The sequence below is a fragment of the Nocardioides candidus genome (assembly GCF_041321175.1).
Taxonomy (GTDB): Bacteria; Actinomycetota; Actinomycetes; order Propionibacteriales; family Nocardioidaceae; genus Nocardioides.
Genome location: NZ_JBGGWC010000001.1, coordinates 579,588 through 595,878, shown reverse-complemented (window position 1 = coordinate 595,878; position 16,291 = coordinate 579,588). Strand labels below are relative to the sequence as shown.

16 protein-coding genes are annotated in these 16,291 nt (G+C 71.2%); 5 read left to right on the top strand and 11 right to left on the bottom strand.

All coding sequences use genetic code 11. The features are described from left to right. Positions 1-54: 54 nt before the first annotated feature. From ACAX67_RS02910 to ACAX67_RS02890, 5 genes are all read right to left on the bottom strand, one after another. Positions 55-1,188 (bottom strand): hypothetical protein, encoded by a 1,134-nt coding sequence (locus ACAX67_RS02910; RefSeq protein WP_370702311.1) that lies wholly within the window; start codon positions 1,186-1,188, stop codon positions 55-57. A gap of 88 nt (positions 1,189-1,276) precedes the next feature. Further along, positions 1,277-1,435 (bottom strand): hypothetical protein, encoded by a 159-nt coding sequence (locus ACAX67_RS02905; protein ID WP_370702310.1) that lies wholly within the window; start codon positions 1,433-1,435, stop codon positions 1,277-1,279. 166 nt (positions 1,436-1,601) lie between these two features. Further along, positions 1,602-2,903, bottom strand: coding sequence for an anthranilate synthase component I family protein (locus ACAX67_RS02900; protein WP_370702309.1), 1,302 nt, complete (start codon positions 2,901-2,903; stop codon positions 1,602-1,604). Continuing rightward, complete coding sequence (locus ACAX67_RS02895; protein ID WP_370702308.1) at positions 2,900-3,472, bottom strand: anthranilate synthase component II; 573 nt, start codon at positions 3,470-3,472, stop codon at positions 2,900-2,902. Before ACAX67_RS02895 ends, ACAX67_RS02900 begins: the two co-directional genes overlap by 4 nt. Beyond that, positions 3,456-5,411 (bottom strand): anthranilate synthase family protein, encoded by a 1,956-nt coding sequence (locus ACAX67_RS02890; RefSeq protein WP_370702307.1) that lies wholly within the window; start codon positions 5,409-5,411, stop codon positions 3,456-3,458. The genes ACAX67_RS02895 and ACAX67_RS02890 overlap by 17 nt, the downstream gene beginning before the upstream one ends. Positions 5,412-5,461: 50 nt before the next feature. On the opposite strand from ACAX67_RS02890, the gene ACAX67_RS02885 reads away from it, so the two are divergent. Beyond that, positions 5,462-6,571 (top strand): carboxylate-amine ligase, encoded by a 1,110-nt coding sequence (locus ACAX67_RS02885; RefSeq protein WP_370702306.1) that lies wholly within the window; start codon positions 5,462-5,464, stop codon positions 6,569-6,571. Positions 6,572-6,595: 24 nt separating this feature from the next. Here the strand turns inward: ACAX67_RS02885 and ACAX67_RS02880 are convergent, their stop codons facing one another. Continuing rightward, the gene (locus tag ACAX67_RS02880) at positions 6,596-6,790 is read right to left on the bottom strand and encodes a ferredoxin (protein ID WP_370702305.1); all 195 of its coding nucleotides are present in this window, start codon (positions 6,788-6,790) and stop codon (positions 6,596-6,598) included. A gap of 126 nt (positions 6,791-6,916) precedes the next feature. Here ACAX67_RS02880 and ACAX67_RS02875 point away from each other — a divergent pair, with 126 nt between their 5' ends. Next, positions 6,917-7,354: a hypothetical protein gene (locus ACAX67_RS02875; RefSeq protein WP_370702304.1), complete on the top strand. Its 438-nt coding sequence runs from the start codon at positions 6,917-6,919 to the stop codon at positions 7,352-7,354. Between the two features lies 1 nt (position 7,355). Here the strand turns inward: ACAX67_RS02875 and ACAX67_RS02870 are convergent, their stop codons facing one another. Further along, complete coding sequence (locus ACAX67_RS02870) at positions 7,356-9,827, bottom strand: CHAT domain-containing protein (RefSeq protein ID WP_370702303.1); 2,472 nt, start codon at positions 9,825-9,827, stop codon at positions 7,356-7,358. A gap of 184 nt (positions 9,828-10,011) precedes the next feature. On the opposite strand from ACAX67_RS02870, the gene ACAX67_RS02865 reads away from it, so the two are divergent. After that, on the top strand, positions 10,012-11,439 hold the full coding sequence (locus tag ACAX67_RS02865; RefSeq protein ID WP_370702302.1) for a S8 family peptidase: 1,428 nt from the start codon (positions 10,012-10,014) through the stop codon (positions 11,437-11,439). Between the two features lie 55 nt (positions 11,440-11,494). Here the strand turns inward: ACAX67_RS02865 and ACAX67_RS02860 are convergent, their stop codons facing one another. Together ACAX67_RS02860 and ACAX67_RS02855 are read right to left on the bottom strand one after the other, a co-directional pair. Then, positions 11,495-11,977, bottom strand: coding sequence for a hypothetical protein (locus ACAX67_RS02860; protein WP_370702301.1), 483 nt, complete (start codon positions 11,975-11,977; stop codon positions 11,495-11,497). Further along, positions 11,974-12,558 (bottom strand): RNA polymerase sigma factor, encoded by a 585-nt coding sequence (locus ACAX67_RS02855; protein ID WP_370702300.1) that lies wholly within the window; start codon positions 12,556-12,558, stop codon positions 11,974-11,976. Before ACAX67_RS02855 ends, ACAX67_RS02860 begins: the two co-directional genes overlap by 4 nt. Before the next feature lie 142 nt (positions 12,559-12,700). Here ACAX67_RS02855 and ACAX67_RS02850 point away from each other — a divergent pair, with 142 nt between their 5' ends. After that, positions 12,701-13,087, top strand: coding sequence for a hypothetical protein (locus ACAX67_RS02850; protein WP_370702299.1), 387 nt, complete (start codon positions 12,701-12,703; stop codon positions 13,085-13,087). Continuing rightward, positions 13,084-13,359: a response regulator transcription factor gene (locus ACAX67_RS02845; RefSeq protein ID WP_370702298.1), complete on the top strand. Its 276-nt coding sequence runs from the start codon at positions 13,084-13,086 to the stop codon at positions 13,357-13,359. Before ACAX67_RS02850 ends, ACAX67_RS02845 begins: the two co-directional genes overlap by 4 nt. Positions 13,360-13,399: 40 nt before the next feature. On the opposite strand, the gene ACAX67_RS02840 is transcribed toward ACAX67_RS02845, so the two are convergent. Both ACAX67_RS02840 and ACAX67_RS02835 read right to left on the bottom strand, forming a co-directional pair. Continuing rightward, on the bottom strand, positions 13,400-15,607 hold the full coding sequence (locus tag ACAX67_RS02840; protein ID WP_370702297.1) for a HelD family protein: 2,208 nt from the start codon (positions 15,605-15,607) through the stop codon (positions 13,400-13,402). Between the two features lie 88 nt (positions 15,608-15,695). Continuing rightward, positions 15,696-16,280, bottom strand: coding sequence for a TetR/AcrR family transcriptional regulator (locus tag ACAX67_RS02835; RefSeq protein WP_370702296.1), 585 nt, complete (start codon positions 16,278-16,280; stop codon positions 15,696-15,698). Between the last annotated feature and the right edge of the window lie 11 nt (positions 16,281-16,291).

Sequence of the window (16,291 nt, the reverse complement as noted above, 5' to 3'; positions counted from 1 at the left end):
GCACTCGACCATTCCTCAACGAGGCTCTCCCACGGCCGGGCTCTGCATGTCGGGTCACGATGCCCCGGCACTCGGGAGGTCCCCCACCGGGAGACCGAGACTGATGCGGTGCTCCCGCACGTCCTGCTTCGTCAGGATCATCGGCCCGAGGTCGGCGCGCGCCTTCTCCAGGACCTCCACGTCGGGCTCCTTCTGAGCGAACCAAGCCCCGAGATTCTTGTGCACGACCAGGGTGCGGTCGTTGCCGAGCTCCTCCAACCGCCAGTCCGACAGGTCCCGCGCCTTGGCCAGGTGTTCGGGGGTCAGCACGAAGATGCCGTGGGCGTCGGGCACGAACCTGGCTCGCAGCCGAGGGGTCTGGGCGAAGTGCGCGTTCAGGTCTCTCGCGTCGAAGGCCCAGTCCGCCAGTGGCGGTGCGAGACCGCACCACGCGACTTCAGCGAGGGCACCGACTGCACGAAGGAGATCGGTCAGGCTCTGCAGCTGATCAACCCAGGCTCCGTCATCGGCGCCGAGTTGCAGAACGACCTTGCCCTGCGTCGAGAACCCCAGGGAATGAAACCGCTTTCCTCGCGCCGGCATCCATACTGCGGTCGCGGCTCCCTCGCGGACCGCGGCATGGACGACGGGCCCCTCCAGATCCTCAGGCCCGAGCTGCGCGATGTAGAGATCCCGAATCAGGTAGTGCCTCGAGATACCGCTGCCAGCCCACGCTGCTGCCAGCCCTGCCACTCGCTGAACGAGGTCTTGGCTGACTCCGAGCTGGCCCCAGCCTTGCTCGGGTGAGGCAAGATGCGCGGGATCCACAGGCAGACCGACCATCGCGCTGATGAAGCGCCGGCGTCGGTCCTCGATCCAGAGCGGCAGACGGGCCGACCGTGCGGCGACGATGCGGCCGCTGAGACCCCGCTCGGCAAGCGCGGCCGCGACCAGGTCGAACCACCGCCGATCCTCCGCCCAGTCCGGATCGGCGTACAGCTCGGCGACCGCGGTGCCGCGCTCGGTCACCAACGGCGGCGCGCACCAGGCCCCGGTGCCGTAGGGAATCAACGCGTTGACGGCCTCGATCGCCTCGCTCACTGCGCTGAGGTCACTGCGCTCGGAGTCGGGGACGAACTCCCACAAGAAGTCGCCTTCGACGCGCTTCCACGCTCTCCTCAGCGACGCGTCATCGACTACGACCGTCACCCCGGCTCCTTCCTCCTTCCGTCCGTTCGCCCACGCACTCGACCATTCCTCAACGAGGCTCTCCCACGGCCGGGCTCTGCATGTCGGGTCACGATTCCGCGATGCACGATTTCGCCAGCACGGGCGCGGTGACCTCGCTATTGGCGCAGCCGGTCGCGATCGCCGCATCCGCCGGCTCGCTCGCCACGACGGCGCCGAACCTCCCACTGACCACGACGAACGCCATCGCCAGCGCCATGACGAGCATCGACCGCGCGCGTCGAGCCGTCATTTCTACCCCCCCGAGAATGTGGATAATTCGACTTCGAACATCCACGGCAGAGTGAACGCTGCTTGCACGCGCCCGTCAATAGTTCGAAGCGAAACTTCTTGCTCAGGGCAAGGCTGCGCCTGGGGCGCCCGCGACCTCCAGGTCACTCCTGCTCGGACGACTCCAAGGCGCGGAGGAGGTGGTCGGTCTTCCAGCGGGTCTCGGCGTACTCCTCCACCACGTCGGAGTCGACAGTGATGCCACCGCCGGTGCCGATCAGGTAGTCGTCACCGGCGGTGAGCAGCGTGCGGATGATGACGCCGAGGTCGGCGCGGCCGTCGCCGGAGACCCAGCCGAACGCGCCGGCGTACGCACCGCGCGGCGTCGCCTCGACCTCCTCGATGATCTCCATCGTGCGCAGCTTCGGGGCACCGGTCATCGAGCCGGCGGGGAAGAGGGCGCGCAGTGCGCCGACCGTGGTGACGTCGTGGCGGAGCCGGCCGCGGACCGTGGACACGAGCTGGTGGACCGACGCGTAGGACTCGACCTCCATCAGCGTCGGCACCTTCACCGTGCCGACCTCGCAGACCTGCGACAGGTCGTTGCGGAGCAGGTCGACGATCATCAGGTTCTCGGCGCGGTACTTCGCGTCCGTCGCGAGCCGTTCCCTCGCCGCATCGTCCTCGGCAGGCGTTCGACCGCGCGGGGTGGTGCCTTTGATCGGCTTCGCCTCGAGCACCCGGTCGTCGGTCACGAGTGCGTAGCGCTCCGGTGAGGAGCTGAGCAGCCACCCCGACGCGTCGGGCCGGCCGGGCACGGAGTGCTGCAGGAAGCCTGCGTAGGGCGCGGGGTTGAGGCTGCGGAGACGGAGGTACGCCGTCGCCGGGTCTACCTCGCTCGGCACCCGGAGCCGGTGGGTCAGGTTGACCTCGTAGGAGTTGCCCGCGTGGAGGTGCTCCTGCACCGTGGCGAACGCCTGGGCGTACCCGGGCGGCGGGAAATCCCCGGTCGACCGGGGATTCCTGCACTTGTCGGCGTTTGCAAACCCCGACAAGTGACCGAAACCCTCCGCCAGTTCGTCGGCGCGGTGCTCGAACATCCGGATGAGCGACGGCCGCATCCAGATCGCGTCCGGCAGGTCGGGATCGGGGGTCGCGGGAAGGTCGGGGCGCGCGGCGTAGCCGAAGTACCCGAACCACTGGTCGCTCGGGGCGCCCGCTGCCAGCTCCGCCTCCAGTACGACGAACGGGTCGTCGCCGACCACGACGCTGACCCCGCCCGCATGGCGGGTCACCTCCCGCGCGGCGGCGTCGTAGGTGAGGGAGACGTCGTCGTCGTCGAGCCAGGCGATGATCGAGCGCCGGCGCGACCACTCGCGCGCGCCACCCCCGTCGAGCCACACGCACCGCGGATGGGTGCCGGCCACCGCGGCGAACGCCTCGGCCGCGTCACCGCGGGTCGTCACGCGAGCTCCAGGAAGTTCGCGACCAGCCGCGCGCCGTGCTCGGTGAGGATCGACTCGGGGTGGAACTGCACGCCGACGATCGGCAGCGACCGGTGGGCGACGGCCATCACCGGGATCGAGCCGTCCTCCCCTTCGCACCAAGCTGTCTCCTCGAGGACACCCGGAAGCGCATGGCCGTCTGCCGCGAGCGAGTGGTAGCGCACGGCGTCGAAGGTCTCGTGGATGCCTTCGAAGATGCCGCGACCGACGTGCTCGATCTCTGCCACGCGGCCGTGCGCGGGTCGCACCCGGTCGACGACGCCGCCGTACGCCGTCACGATGCCCTGCATCCCGAGGCACACCCCCAGCACAGGCAGACCGAGGCCGAGCAGCGACCAGTCGTGCTCGTCGGGGTGCCCGGGCCCGGGCGACAGCACGATCGCGTCGAAGGCACCGAGCTGATCGAGCGTGCACGTGTCGTGCTGCACGAGCACGGGCAGCTCGCCGGTCACACCAGCGACCAGGTGGACCAGGTTGTAGGTGTAGGAGTCGTGGTGGTCGACCACCACGACGTCAGGCGCGCGGCCCATCGTCAGCAGCAGGCAGCAGTACGGCGGAGACGAGGTCGTGGACGATGTCCCAGCCCCGCTCGGTCAGCACCGACTCGGCGTGGAACTGCACGCCGCGGTAGTGCGGCCCCGCCAGCGCGTTGACGTCGCCGGTGCCGGCATCGGTCTCGACGGACACCCCGGCCGGCAGCTCGTCGTCGGGCCCGACCCGGCCGACGAACGTGTTGTAGAAGCCGACCCGTTCGCGGCGGCCGTGCACGGTGACCTGCGCCTGGGTGCCCTGGAACACGATGTCCTTGTAGCCGAGCGGGATGCCGAGCTCGTGGCACAGCGCCTGGTGGCCCAGGCACACCGCGAGGAACGGCCGTTCGGCCGCGAGCAGCGACGACACCGCGTGACGCAGGTTGACCATCTTCTGGTCGGCGTCGTCGCGCGGGTCGCCCGGCCCGGGACCGACGATGACGAGGTCGTAGCCGTCGAGGCACCCGGGCGTGTAGTCCTCGTGACGCACCACGGCCGACGACATGCCCATCACCGCGAGCAGGTGTCGCAGCATGTTCACGAAGTCGTCCTCGCCGTCGAGGATCACGACGCTCATGCCCGCCAGCCGCGGGTCCGGCGGGGTGCCGGCCTGGTCGGTGAGCCAGAACCCCGACAGCCGGCGGTTGCGGGCGTTGAGCGCGATCAGCACGTCCTCGTCGGCGGCCAGCTGCGCGAGGTCGACGCCGTGCTGCGGCGCCGACGGCACCAGGCCGAAGGCCGAGAGGATCCCCCCGGCCTTGGCGTGGGTCTCCGCCACCTCGTACGCCGGGTCGGAGTCGCGCACCAACGTGGCTCCCGCGGTGACCTTGAGCCGGCCGTCGAGGTCGACGTCGGCGGTGCGGATGACGATCGGGCTGTCGATGACCGGCAGGCCGTCCTCGTCGCGGCCGATCACCGCGAGCGCGGCCCCGTAGTAGCCGCGTCCCTCCGACTCGTACTCCTTGATCAGCCGGCACGCGTTCTCGACGGGCGACCCGGTGACGGTGGCGGCGTACATGGTGTCGCGCAGGATCTCGCGCACGTCGCGCTTGCTCCGGCCCGCCAGGAGGTACTCGGTGTGGATCAGGTGCGTCATCGGCTTGAGGAACGGGCCGAGCACCTGGCCGCCCTCGTGGCAGATGTCGCACATCATCTTGAGCTCCTCGTCGACGACCATGAAGAGCTCGTAGATCTCCTTCTCGTCCTTGAGGAAGTCGAGGAGTCGGGCCTCGATGCGGCGGTCGTCCCCGGCGGGCGGGCGCACGCGGAAGGTGCCGGAGATGGGGTTCATCCGCACGTCGCCGCCGTGCACGCTCACGTGCCGCTCGGGGCTCGCGCCGACGAGATAGCGGTCGCCGGTGAAGAAGAGGAACGTCCAGTACGCGCCGCGCTCGCGCTCGAGGAGGCGGCGGAAGACGGTCAGCGCCTTGGCCGCGTCCCAGTCGGCGACGACCGCGCGGTAGTGCCGCCCGATGACGAGGTTCGCGCCCTCGCCCTGGCCGATCTCGTCCTTGATGATCGCCTCGACGACCTTGGCGTAGTCGCCGTCGGCGGTCTCGAACCCGCCCCGGTCGGTGAAGTCGACGTCGACGGGGTCGATCGCGTCGATGACCTCCGCGACGGCGTACTCCCGCTCCTCCTCGACGTCGACGACCACCAGCGGGGTGCCGTCGTCGTGCGCCTGGAAGCCGCGCTCGGTGACCTGGCGGAAGGGTACGGCGACGAGCCGGTCGCACTGCCTGCCCTCGGCCGGCGGACCCTCCTCCAGGGGGATGTCCATGATCGAGTCGGCGACCCAGCGGCGACCGCCGAGCACGCCGACCGTGTCGCGATCACCCGCCCGCGTCGAGCGCCGGATGATGGCCCAGGCCTCGTGCCCCTGGATGGCCGTGATGGCTTCCCTGGGCGTGAGAGCGGGCCCGCCCGACGGCTGAGTCATGGCGGAAGCCTATGCGGCTGGAGCCGTCGGGTGCCGGGTACCTCCGGGCCGTGGAACCCCGCACTCTCGGCATCGAGGAGGAGCTGCTCCTCGTCGACCCCGACACCCGCCGGCTCGCGCCCCGGTCGCAGGCCGTCCTGCAGCACGCGACGACGCTGCCCGGCGCGGCCGACGACGAGCAGCTGGACAAGGAGCTCTTCCTCCACCAGCTGGAGATCCGCACCACGCCGCTCGTCGGGATGGACGAGGTCCGCCGGCACCTGGTGCTCCAGCGGCGCTCCGCCGCCGAGTCGGCCGAGCGGGCCGGCGTGCAGGTCGCCGCCGCCGGCACCAGCCCCGTCGCGAGCGGCGAGCCCGAGATCTCGCGGGACGACCGCTACCTCGCGATGCTGGAGGAGTACGGCGACGTGGCCCGTCTCGCGGGGATCTGCGGCATGCACGTGCACGTCGGGATCGACTCCGACGAGGAGGGGGTCGCCGTGATCGACGGGCTCGCGCCGTGGCTGCCGCTCCTGCTCGCGATCAGCGCGAACTCGCCCTTCGCCGAGGGCCACGACACCGGCTACCACTCGTGGCGCTCGCAGCTGTGGGCGCGCTGGCCGAGCGTCGGGCCGGCGGAACGGTTCGGGTCGGTCGAGGGCTACCGCGACGCCTGCCGTCGGATGATCGCCTCCGGCGCGGCACGCGACGAGAAGATGCTCTACTTCGACGCCCGGCTCTCCCCCGGCAACCCGACCGTCGAGGTGCGCATCGCCGACGTGTGCACCGATCCCGAGGATGCGCTGCTGATCGCCGCGCTGGTGCGGGCCCTCGTGATGTCGCTGGCCGACGGACCGGGCGACCACGAGCCCGTCTGGCGTGCGGAGATGCTGCAGGCAGCGAAGTGGCGCGCCGCTCGTTTCGGCGTCTCCGACCGTCTGCTCTGCCCGACGACCGGCGACCTGCGTCCCGCGCGGGAGGTGCTGGCGTCGCTCGTCGCGCGGACGCGCGCCGCCCTCGAGGCGTGCGGCGATGTCGACCTCACCGCCGAAGGCGTCGAACGGGTCCTCGCCGGTGGCGGGGCCGCGCGTCAGCACGCCGCCCACGAGCGCAGCGGCGGCGACTTCTGTGCCGTCGTCGACGACCTGGTCACCCGCACCAACGCCTGCTGGCGCGGGTGATCCCGCCCCGCCGGAGGGCTGCGGTCAACCCTGGAGCGAGAGCGCCTGGACCGGGCACGCCTGCACGGCGGCGTACACGTGCGCCCGGTCGGACTCCGGCGGTGCGTCGTCGAGGACGTTGACCAGCTCCTCGTCCTCGTCGACCTCGAAGTAGTCGTTCGCCATCGCCTCGCACATGCCGAGGCCCTCGCACTTGCCGAGGTCAGCCTGGATCCGCACGGAGCCCTCCTCCCGGGTGGTCGTTGCCCACCAGCGTGGGCGACGCGCGGCGGTCGTCTCTCGGCCGCCGCGGCCAAGATCGCCGGTGCCCGTTGTGGAATCGGCCAAACCGGGAAATATGCGGGCATGGGACCCGACGACGAGCACACCCGCCCCGACGGCGTCGACGACCTCACGGTCGAGGCGCTCGGCAACATCTCCGAGGCCCTCGAGGCCGTCGAGATCGCCCGTGGCCACCTCTACACCTTCCACCGCCTGTCCGGCACCGCGGACCTCACCCTCGGCAAGGGGGTCGACCAGCTCCGCGAGGCCGGCCACTCCGAGCTCGCCGACCGGTTCGAGCGCGAGCTCGTCGGTCGCAACGTGCTCGAGGGACGGTGGACCTTCCAGATCATGGAGGAGTACGACGACGGCTACTACTCCCTCTTCCGCACCCTCGAGCGCGAGGCCCGCGACGCGCTGGTGGGTGGGCGGCGCCACCTCTACGAGGCGGAGATGAAGGAGGACCGTCGATCGCACGACGGGCGCGCGGGGCACGAGGCGAAGCCCTCGGACACCGACTGAGTCAGACGCCGAGCGCGACGAACGCGGCCGCCGTCCCGGAGGCGACCGGGTCGTCGGCCGCGGCTCTCCGGACCTCGAGCAGCGCCTGCGCCGGGGCCTCGTCGCGCGCGAGGGCGTCATGGAGGCCGACCATCAGCTCCGCGGTCGCGGCGTCGTTGACCTCGGCGACGCTGCTGACCAGACCGGCCGTACCGAGGGAGAAGAGCGCGGCGGCCAGGCCGAGCAGCTCCTCCGCCCCGACCGGAGCGAGTACGCCGGACTCGCACGCCGAGAGCACGACGCGGTAGGGCGCGGTCCTGACCCGCTCGAGGTCGTGCACCGTCAGCGGTCCGTCCGCCAGGTCGAGCGAGGAGAACAACGGGCTGTCCGCCCGGAAGTGCCCGTGGGTCGCCAGGTGCGCGAGGTCGGCCCCGTCGAGCTGCTCGAGCACTGCCGCAAGGGTCGCGTCCCGTCCGTCCAGCAGCACGGCGTCCGGGTGCCGCTCGGCCAGCAGCGGGACCTCCGCCCCGCCGGACTCCAGGTCGGGACCCGCCACCAGCAACGTCCGGCGCTCCTCCGGCCGGCGCCTAGCGGTGGCGCGCAGCCACTGGCCGGCCGACGGCACGACGCCGTACGGCCGGTCGCGCAGCGTCGGCAGCAGCGACCACGCGAGGCCGTGGAGGCGCGCGGTCGGGGCCAGGACGACCGGGCCGTCGGGGATGATCCGTGCCGCGTCACCGAGGATCGCCTGCTGCAGCCGCTGACCGACGTCGGCGGTGCTGGCCGGCCGGCCGCGGGCCGTCCTTCGCAGCAGCATCGATGCCGGGCCGAGGAGGTCGGCGACCTCCTTGGTCGTGCCGGCGACCTTCCGCCGTACCCGCCCCTTGTGCACGACGAGCACGTGGAGCACCCCGTCCACGTCGACCAGCTCGACGAGGCACCCGTCTCCGACCCCGGCGACAACCTCCTCGGCGCTGGCCGGCCGCTGCGGGTCGCTGTCGGCCGAGATCGTGTGGCTCTCCGTGCGGACCGCGCGCTCCAGACGGAGCCGCTCCCTCTCGAGGTCCTCCGTCGGCTCCCCCGCCTGGCGCGCCTCGGCCAGCCGGCGGCCGTTGTCACGGAGCGCGGCGAGGGACGCTGGGATGACGGCCGCGTCGGAGGTGGCGGGCGGCTGCGCGAGCGCCGTCGCCCTGGTCCGTTCGCTCCAGCGGAGGAGGGTCCGGGGGTCGTGCGCCGCGTGGCGGAGGACGATCTCGGTGAGCTCACGGCCGTGGGTGGTCGCGAGGGCGCGGAGCTCGGAGGACCCCATCAACCGCCGGTGCTCGTCGATCGCCCGCAGTCCGGCGGCCGAGGCGCTCAAGACGCCGCGCGCGTCTTCCTGAGACTCCCGCTCATAGGCCGCTGCCAACCAGGCTGCCGCCCGCACCAGCCCGTTGGGACTTGACCGGTACGCCGATGCCTCATGCCAGAGGGCACGGCGGGCGTCGGCGGCGGACAACTTGCCCGCCAAGATCAGGGCGCTCGCCGCCTCGACCCCACCTTCGGCGTGAAGGGCTGCGGCAACCTCCCTGGCCTTCCGAGAGAGCCCAGCCGCCTCGCCGCTTGACGCGCGCGCGCGCACCTCGGCGAGGCTTGCCCTGAGCTCGAACCAGGCGCGGCGCTGATCGCGAAACTTCGTACGGGCCGCTCGGGCGGATGCCGTCGCTCGGTGCGTATCACCTATCGCCAGGAATGCCGCAGACCTGCGGAGATCGAGCTCAGCCTCCTCGACAGGTGTGAGGGAGGCGACGGCGTGGTGGCTTTCCAGCAAGGTCGACGCGTCGGCAGAAAGGCCAGCCGCCATGGCCGTATCCGCATAGAGGACAACCAGCTCGTGGCGCGGCGGATGTCCGGCTGCCTCGTATGCAGCAATGGCGTCGGCGTAGGACCGCAGGCCGGTGGCGAGGTCCCCGCGCGCTACCGCTATCTCGGCGAGGTTCTCGACTGCAGCGAGCCACTGCAGGGTTGCTCCCGAGTGCCGAAGCATCTCTTCCGCCTCGAGGATCTCCCGCTCTGCGACGTCGATGCGCCCCAGACGAAGCTCGAGGTGACCGAGCCAGACCCGGGTCCGAGCGACCCAGTCGACGTCTTTCGACCCGACCATCTCGGCGAGGGCAACACGCATGCTGGTCGCCGCGTCGTCGTAGCGGCCGAGGACCGCAAGCACGCCGGCGTACCGCATCCGCACCTTCGCCCCGGACTCACCCGTCGCACCTTCGAGCGCGGATCGGAGCTCGGAGAGCCCGGCATCGGTCTGTCCCCCGAGGGCCAGCGCTACACCGTAGGTCGCACGCACGTCCCGCTCGCGGTCGCCGTGGTGCGCGTCACGAGCTGCGAGCAGACCGAGCTGGAGCTGGTCGAGCGCGTCGCTGATTCGACCGGCGTCGCGAAAGACGACGCCGAGGCAGTGGTGCGCGTAGGAGCGCAGCAGCGGATCGGTCTCTTCAGCCAGCACCAGCTCAGCTCGTCGACGCGCCTCCCCAGGGTCTTCGAGCGCGAGCTCCACCAGATCCTGCATCGTCGCCTCGGATATTTCGGGGGTTTGCCCTGTTTACGGCCATCTCGGCGCGGGACTACGTTAGCGCCGCTCACGGCTTCGGTCGTTGCGCATTCCCTCCCTGCTCTCCTTGAGGAGCGTCATGAGCGAGACCCCCCGTCCTGTCATCTCCCTGCGCGATTTCCTTTCCAAAGTCTGTCGCCGACTCCCTTGGTGGCAGACGAAGCCGCCCATCGATCGACCCGATCACAACCGGGTCGACGCCGACCGCGCTCGCGCCCAGGTGGGGGTGATCCGGTCCGCGTTCGCCCAAGAGTTCGGCGACGACTCCGTTGCCGTGGCATCGGGCGACGGACCGGCACGGGCAAAGGACGATGCAGAAGGGAAATTCCTCTACCACCCCCGCCGCATGCTGGTGCGTGACGGAGATGACTTCGAGCTCCTCGCCAGGTTCTTCGCTGACCCCGTCCGCCAGGAGCTCTTCGAGGGGGAGCTGCGGCGAGTCACCGAGCCCGTTCGGGAGAAGCTGGTCGTGGTCGAGGTTCCCCGGCGCCGCGATCAGCAGGACTCCGTCCTGGCGACACTCGACGACATCGATCGGGAATACCCCGACCGGGCGGAACGTCGTGAACCTCTCGCTGCCCCGGACCACATCATGTACGTGACGGCGATCGGCAAGTTCTGTCCTGAGACCGAGCCGGAGGTGCCTCGATCGGCCCAGCCGGTCCCCGCACTCGCGACCGACTCGGCAGCTGGACGCGGAGTCCGCGTTTCCGTGGTCGACACCGGGTGGTGGGCTGACGCGGCCAAGAACCCCGCGACGCCGTGGGTCTCCGACGTGACGGCTGACCCCCAGGATCTCGAGGTCCTCAGTGGATCGACCATCCGCGAGTACGCCGGCCACGGCACCTTCGTTGCGGGCGTCATCAAGTGCCTAGCGCCTGGTGCACGCATCGAGGTCGAGGGAGCACTCACCCATGGAGGCGCGATCTACGAGTCGGAGATCTGCGCACAGCTCGACGAAGCGATCCATGAGGACGACCTACCTCAACTGATCAGCATCTCCGCCGGCACACACACGCGAAGGAACATGGGGCTGCTCGGCTTCGAGATCCTGGCTGCCTCGAAGGGCTTCGACGACGGAGTCAGGACCATCGTGGTGGCAGCCGCTGGCAACGACGCGTGCGACGACGAGTTCTATCCCGCCGCCTACCCGTGGGCGATCGGCGTCGGCTCGGTCGATCCCGACCAGAAGCGGTCCGACTTCTCCAACTACGGCAGGTGGGTGAAGGCCTATGCACGCGGACGTGACCTCGTCAACGCGTTCCCCGTGGGGACCTACACCTGCCACTACGCCGAGAACGTCCACGCTGGGGTTCCCGACGTTCGTACCTTCGAAGGACTCGCCGTGTGGAGCGGTACCTCCTTCGCAACGCCAACAGTGACGGGAGCAATTGCCGCCCACATGAGCGCCACCGCGAACCTCACCGACCCGTGGAAGGCATTCGATGAGCTGTGCGCCGCTGCGCCGGCCGGTCCCGACGGTAGCCCGATCATCGGCCCGCTCTGACCCCTCCGTAGTTGTGAGAGTGACCTATGGGTCACTTTCACAACTACGCGCGCTGCTACAGCGTCGCCCAGGGGGTGGTGAGGGACCAACCGGAGCGGGCGACCACGAACCGCACCGGGCCGGGGGCGACGTCGTCGAAGCGGAAGAAGCCCGAGGCGTCGGTCTCGGCGACCCGGTCCTCGGCGTCGGGGCGCTGCAGGGAGACGGTGGTCGGGCCGTCCGAGCGGTCGTCGTCGACGACCTCGCCCAGCAGGGCTTGGCCGGTGACCTCGATCTCGATGGTCACCGCGCCCCGGATGAAGGACAACGAGCGCGGCGCCGAGCCCGACGAGCCCGACGAGCGCACAGCGGCGCCGGCGTCCAGCGCGGAGTCGTGGAGCAGCTCGGCCAGCTCGGCGTCGACGGTGCGCCAGGTGAAGGCGGCTCGCGCGGCCTCGCGCCGGCGCGCGGTCACCTCGCCACCGTCGGTCTCCTCGGCCACCGCCGAGGCGAGCTCGGCCATCAGCTCGTCGTCGCCGAGCTCATCCCACCTGGTCATGACGGACCTCCCACGGGGTCGGGGCCGAGACCGCGCAACGACGGGGTGCTGCGCAGCTGGTCGAGTGCACGGGCGCGGGTCGGGCCGATGCTGCCGATGGGGATGCCGAGGCGGGCACTGATCTCCTCGTAGGGGACGGGTGGGTCCTCGAGCAGGAGGAGCAGGAGGTCACGACGACCGGCCGGCAGCTCGCTGAGAGCGGCACGCAGCACCTGGCGGCGCTCTGCCGCGACGAGCTCGGCGTCCGCCATGTCGTCGACGACGGCATCGAGGCCATGGTCGGCCTGCGGGTCGACCGGGCGCATCCGGCCCCGCGCGTTGATGACGCGCAGGCACTCGTTGCGGGTCGTCGTACGGATCCAACCGGGGAGTGCGTCCGGCTCGCGCAGGGCACCGAGGTGCTCCACGAGCCGCAGCCACACGGTCTGGCTGACGTCGTCGCCGTCGGCATCGGAGAGCCGGTGCTGACGGATGATCGCCCCCACCAGCGGCAGGAAGCGTTCGACGATCGTGTCCCAGGCATGTTGGTCCCCCTCCCGCGCCGCGGGGACGAGGTTCGCGAGCGGTTCCGTCGTGTCCATCAGGTGCATCGTCCCGCAAAGAGGAGGCGTGACGCAGCCCACTTGATACTTGAATTTTTCCGGTATCAGGCCGGCCGGTCCGCCCCTCCTCCTCCCGTAACGCAGCGGTGACTCCCCACCGCTCACCCGGAAGGACACAGCAATGACCTGGAACGAGACCCACGCCCGCACCGCCATCTTCCGCGAGGTCGAGGCGACCGCCGCCGCCGACATGTCCGGCGCACTCCCCTGGCGCGAGGAGTGGGCGCAGTACTTCGGCTGCCCCGAGAACCTCCTCAAGGCCCTCCGCGCCCGCTGGAACCACATGTGCGAGGCCCAGCTGGACATCCGCTCCGGCGAGGACGTCCTGCACGACACCTACCAGCAGCTGCGACGCACCCAGGCCGGCGTGCTTGCCATCCTGAAGAAGGCGAGCGAGAGCCCGGTCGAGGCGGGCGCCCGGGTGCTCGCGCTCACCGGCGCCTCGCGCGTGGCCGAGCCGGTCAAGGGTCGCGTGCGTCGTTACCGCGGCGGGCCGGTCTTCCGGTGACGCTCACCCTCGTCCACTCGGACACGTCGGTCCGGCCGCCTTCCGGGGGGCGGCTGGACCGGTTGTCGCGTCGCGAGCTGGAGGTGCTGCGCCTGATGGCGGAGGGGCGCTCCAACGCGGCCATCGCCAGCGAGCTCTACCTGGCCGGCAAGACCGTCGAGACGGTCTGCTCCCACATCTTCCGCAAGCTCGACCTGCACGTCTCCGACGACGTCAACCGCCGCGTGCTCGCCGTACTCACCCTGCTGCGCGGCGACGGGGCTCTCGACTGACCGTCGTGGACCGCCGGGCCGCGCCTCTGGCGCTGCAGGTTCAGCTGATCGTCGTGAGCAGCTGCGTGGCGCGGGTGAGCACGACGTAGAGCGTGGCGCGACCGGTCGCGGACTCCGCCTCGATCTCCTCGGGGCGTACGACGACGATCCCGTCGAACTCCAGGCCCTTCGTGTCGAGGCCGGTCAGCACGACGACGCGGTCGTCGCCCGAGGGCGGCACCGAGGAATCAACCGCGGCGCGGGCGCCGGCGGCGTCGTCGGCCAGCTCCGGCCACGACGCGAGCCAGGCGTTGACCTCGGAGCGGCGGGCGACGGGCACCACGATGCCGACGGTGCCACCCACCTGGCCGGCGATCGCGACCACGGCCTCACGGGTCGCGGCCTCGAGGTCGCCGCCGTCGGCGACCACCTCGGTCGGCGCGACACCGGTGCGGCGTACGGCGTCCGGCAGGTCGGCGCGCAGGCCGACCCGTTCCGCGTAGGCCGCGGCGAAGTCGTAGATCTCCGCGCTGTTGCGGTAGTTGGTCGACAGGTGGAACTCGTGCTGCTGCTTGCCCTCGAGCGCCGCGGCCCGGGCGGCGGCCGCCTCCTCGGGCGCCGGCCAGGACGACTGGGCGAGGTCGCCCACGATGGTCCAGGACGCCGTGCGGCCGCGACGGCCGACCATCCGCCACTGCATCGGGGTGAGGTCCTGGGCCTCGTCGATGAGCACGTGGGCGAAGCCGTCGTCGTCGATGCTGTGGGTGGGGGCGGACCAGGCGCGGCCGGAGGGGGCGTACTCCCGGTCGGAGGCGGTCATCAGCTCCTGGATGTCGACCGCGCCCTCGATGAGCGCGAGCGGGTCGTCGCGGTCGTCGTCGGCCTTCTGCGGCACGTCACCCAGGGCGTAGCGCAGCTCGTCGAGGAGCGGGACGTCCTCGATGGAGAGGTCGCGGTCAGCGCGCCCGCTCCACGACTTGAGCAGCAGCCGCTGCTCCTCGGTCGAGAGCACGCCCTCGGCGATGCGCCCGAGGAGCTCGGGGTCGCGCAGCCAGCCGAGCACGGTCGGCGCGTCGAGCGGCGGCCACCAGTTCAGGGCGAACTCGAGGAAGTCGTCGCGCGACAGCATCTCGTCGTCGAACTTCTCCCGGCCCTGCTCGCGACCGCGCTCGCCGCGCACCTGGCGCCACATCGCGTCGAGCAGCGCGGCGGAGACGCGCGGCAGCTGCTTGTTGCGGCGCCCCTGCGACATGAGGTTGCGACGCACCCGACCGAGCGCACCGCGGTCGAGCACGATGCGGTCGTCGCGCCAGAAGACCCGGTACTCCCGCGGGCTGCCCGGCGCCTGCTGGCGCGCTGCCCGGCGCATCACCTCGGCCATCCGCTCGGAGCCCTTGACGTCGGCGACGGCCGGCTCGTCGTGGCGCGTCGAGCGGTGCCCGTCGACGACCTCGCCGAGCGAGCGCAGCGCGACGGCGGTCTCGCCCAGCGACGGCAGCACGCGCTCGATGTAGCGCATGAAGACGCCGGACGGACCGACGATGAGCACGCCGCCCGACTCGTAGCGGCGACGGTCGTTGTAGAGCAGGAAGGCCGCGCGGTGCAGGGCGACCACGGTCTTGCCGGTGCCCGGCCCACCGGAGATGGACACCACGCCCTTCCCCGGGGCGCGGATCGCCTTGTCCTGCTCGGCCTGGATCGTGGCGACGATCGAGTGCATCGACCGGTCCCTGGCCCGGGACAGCTGGGCCATCAGCGCGCCCTCGCCGACGATGGGCAGCTCGCGTCCGTCGGCCTCGGCGGCCGCGAGCGCCTCCGCGTCGAGCAGCTCGTCCTCGACGCCGATCACCCTGGCGCCGGTGGCGCGCAGCACCCGGCGCCGGATCACGTCGTGCGGCTCCGCCGCCGTCGCCTGGTAGAAGACCGCGGCGGCCGGAGCGCGCCAGTCGATGAGGAGGGAGTCGCGGTCGTCGTCGCGCAGGCCGATGCGGCCGACGTACCTCGGCTCGGGGTCGACCGCGTCCGTCAGGTCGAGGCGTCCGAAGACCAGCCCCTCGTGCGCGGCGTCGAGCTGCGCGATGCGCTTCGCGGCCTGGAAGACCATGGCGTCGCGCTCGACGAGGCCGCCCTCGTGACCGAGCCGCCCTCGCGAGTGGCCCTCCTTGGCGAGCTGCTGGGCAGCCTGGCCGGCCCGCTCCAGCTGCTCGTAGACCCGATCGACGAATGCCTGCTCGGCCGCAACCTCGCGGTCGACGAGCTGATCTGCCACCGACGCCCCTGATGAGTTGTGTGTTCCTGTGCTGGTGCCTGCTCCCCGAGAGCGGCAAGTTCTCAACTTTACAGAATTTCTCGCGGAGTCACGCCTTCAGGGAGTCGTCGATGCGGTCGAGCAGCCGGTTGAGGTCGGCGTCGCGGTCCTTCTTCGACGCCTCCCGCATCGGTCCGGTGCTGTAGAGCATCGCGAACCCGTGCACGCCGGCCCAGCACGAGAGCTCGGCACCGTCCCTCTTCCCGGGCGGGAGGAACCCCACCTCGAGGCACTCGTCGAGGGCGTCGGTGAGCTGCTGGTAGGCGACGGTCAGGTCCGCGATGTCGACCGAGCTGAAGGCGACGGCGAAGAGCCCCGGCTCGGCGAGGGCGTAGTCGACGTACCCCTTCCCGACCTCGCGCAGGCGGCGCCGGGCACGGTCGACGGGGTCCTTCACCCGGACCCGCCTCTTGCGGTCGACCATCGTCCGGGCGAGCTCCTCGTGCCCGACCCGCGCCACCTCGCGCAGCAGCTCGTCCCGGTCGGCGAAGTGGCGGTAGGCGGCGTTGTGGGAGACACCCGTACGCCGGGCGACCTCTCGGATGACCACGCCGTCCGGCCCCTTCTCCCGTCCCAGCTCGACGGCCGCGAGCACGAGAGCCTCGCGGAGGTTGCCGTGGTGGTAGCCGGTCACGGCGGCATCGT

Excerpts from the sequence above, each read along its gene's own strand:
- ACAX67_RS02895 (WP_370702308.1), bottom strand. The coding sequence starts at position 3,472 with ATGGGCCGCGCGCCTGACGTCGTGGTGGTCGACCACCACGACTCCTAC.
- ACAX67_RS02850 (WP_370702299.1), top strand. The coding sequence starts at position 12,701 with ATGACCTGGAACGAGACCCACGCCCGCACCGCCATCTTCCGCGAGGTC.
- ACAX67_RS02905 (WP_370702310.1), bottom strand. The coding sequence starts at position 1,435 with ATGCTCGTCATGGCGCTGGCGATGGCGTTCGTCGTGGTCAGTGGGAGG.
- ACAX67_RS02860 (WP_370702301.1), bottom strand. The coding sequence starts at position 11,977 with ATGACCAGGTGGGATGAGCTCGGCGACGACGAGCTGATGGCCGAGCTC.
- ACAX67_RS02875 (WP_370702304.1), top strand. The coding sequence starts at position 6,917 with ATGGGACCCGACGACGAGCACACCCGCCCCGACGGCGTCGACGACCTC.
- ACAX67_RS02865 (WP_370702302.1), top strand. The coding sequence starts at position 10,012 with ATGAGCGAGACCCCCCGTCCTGTCATCTCCCTGCGCGATTTCCTTTCC.
- ACAX67_RS02855 (WP_370702300.1), bottom strand. The coding sequence starts at position 12,558 with ATGGACACGACGGAACCGCTCGCGAACCTCGTCCCCGCGGCGCGGGAG.
- ACAX67_RS02890 (WP_370702307.1), bottom strand. The coding sequence starts at position 5,411 with ATGACTCAGCCGTCGGGCGGGCCCGCTCTCACGCCCAGGGAAGCCATC.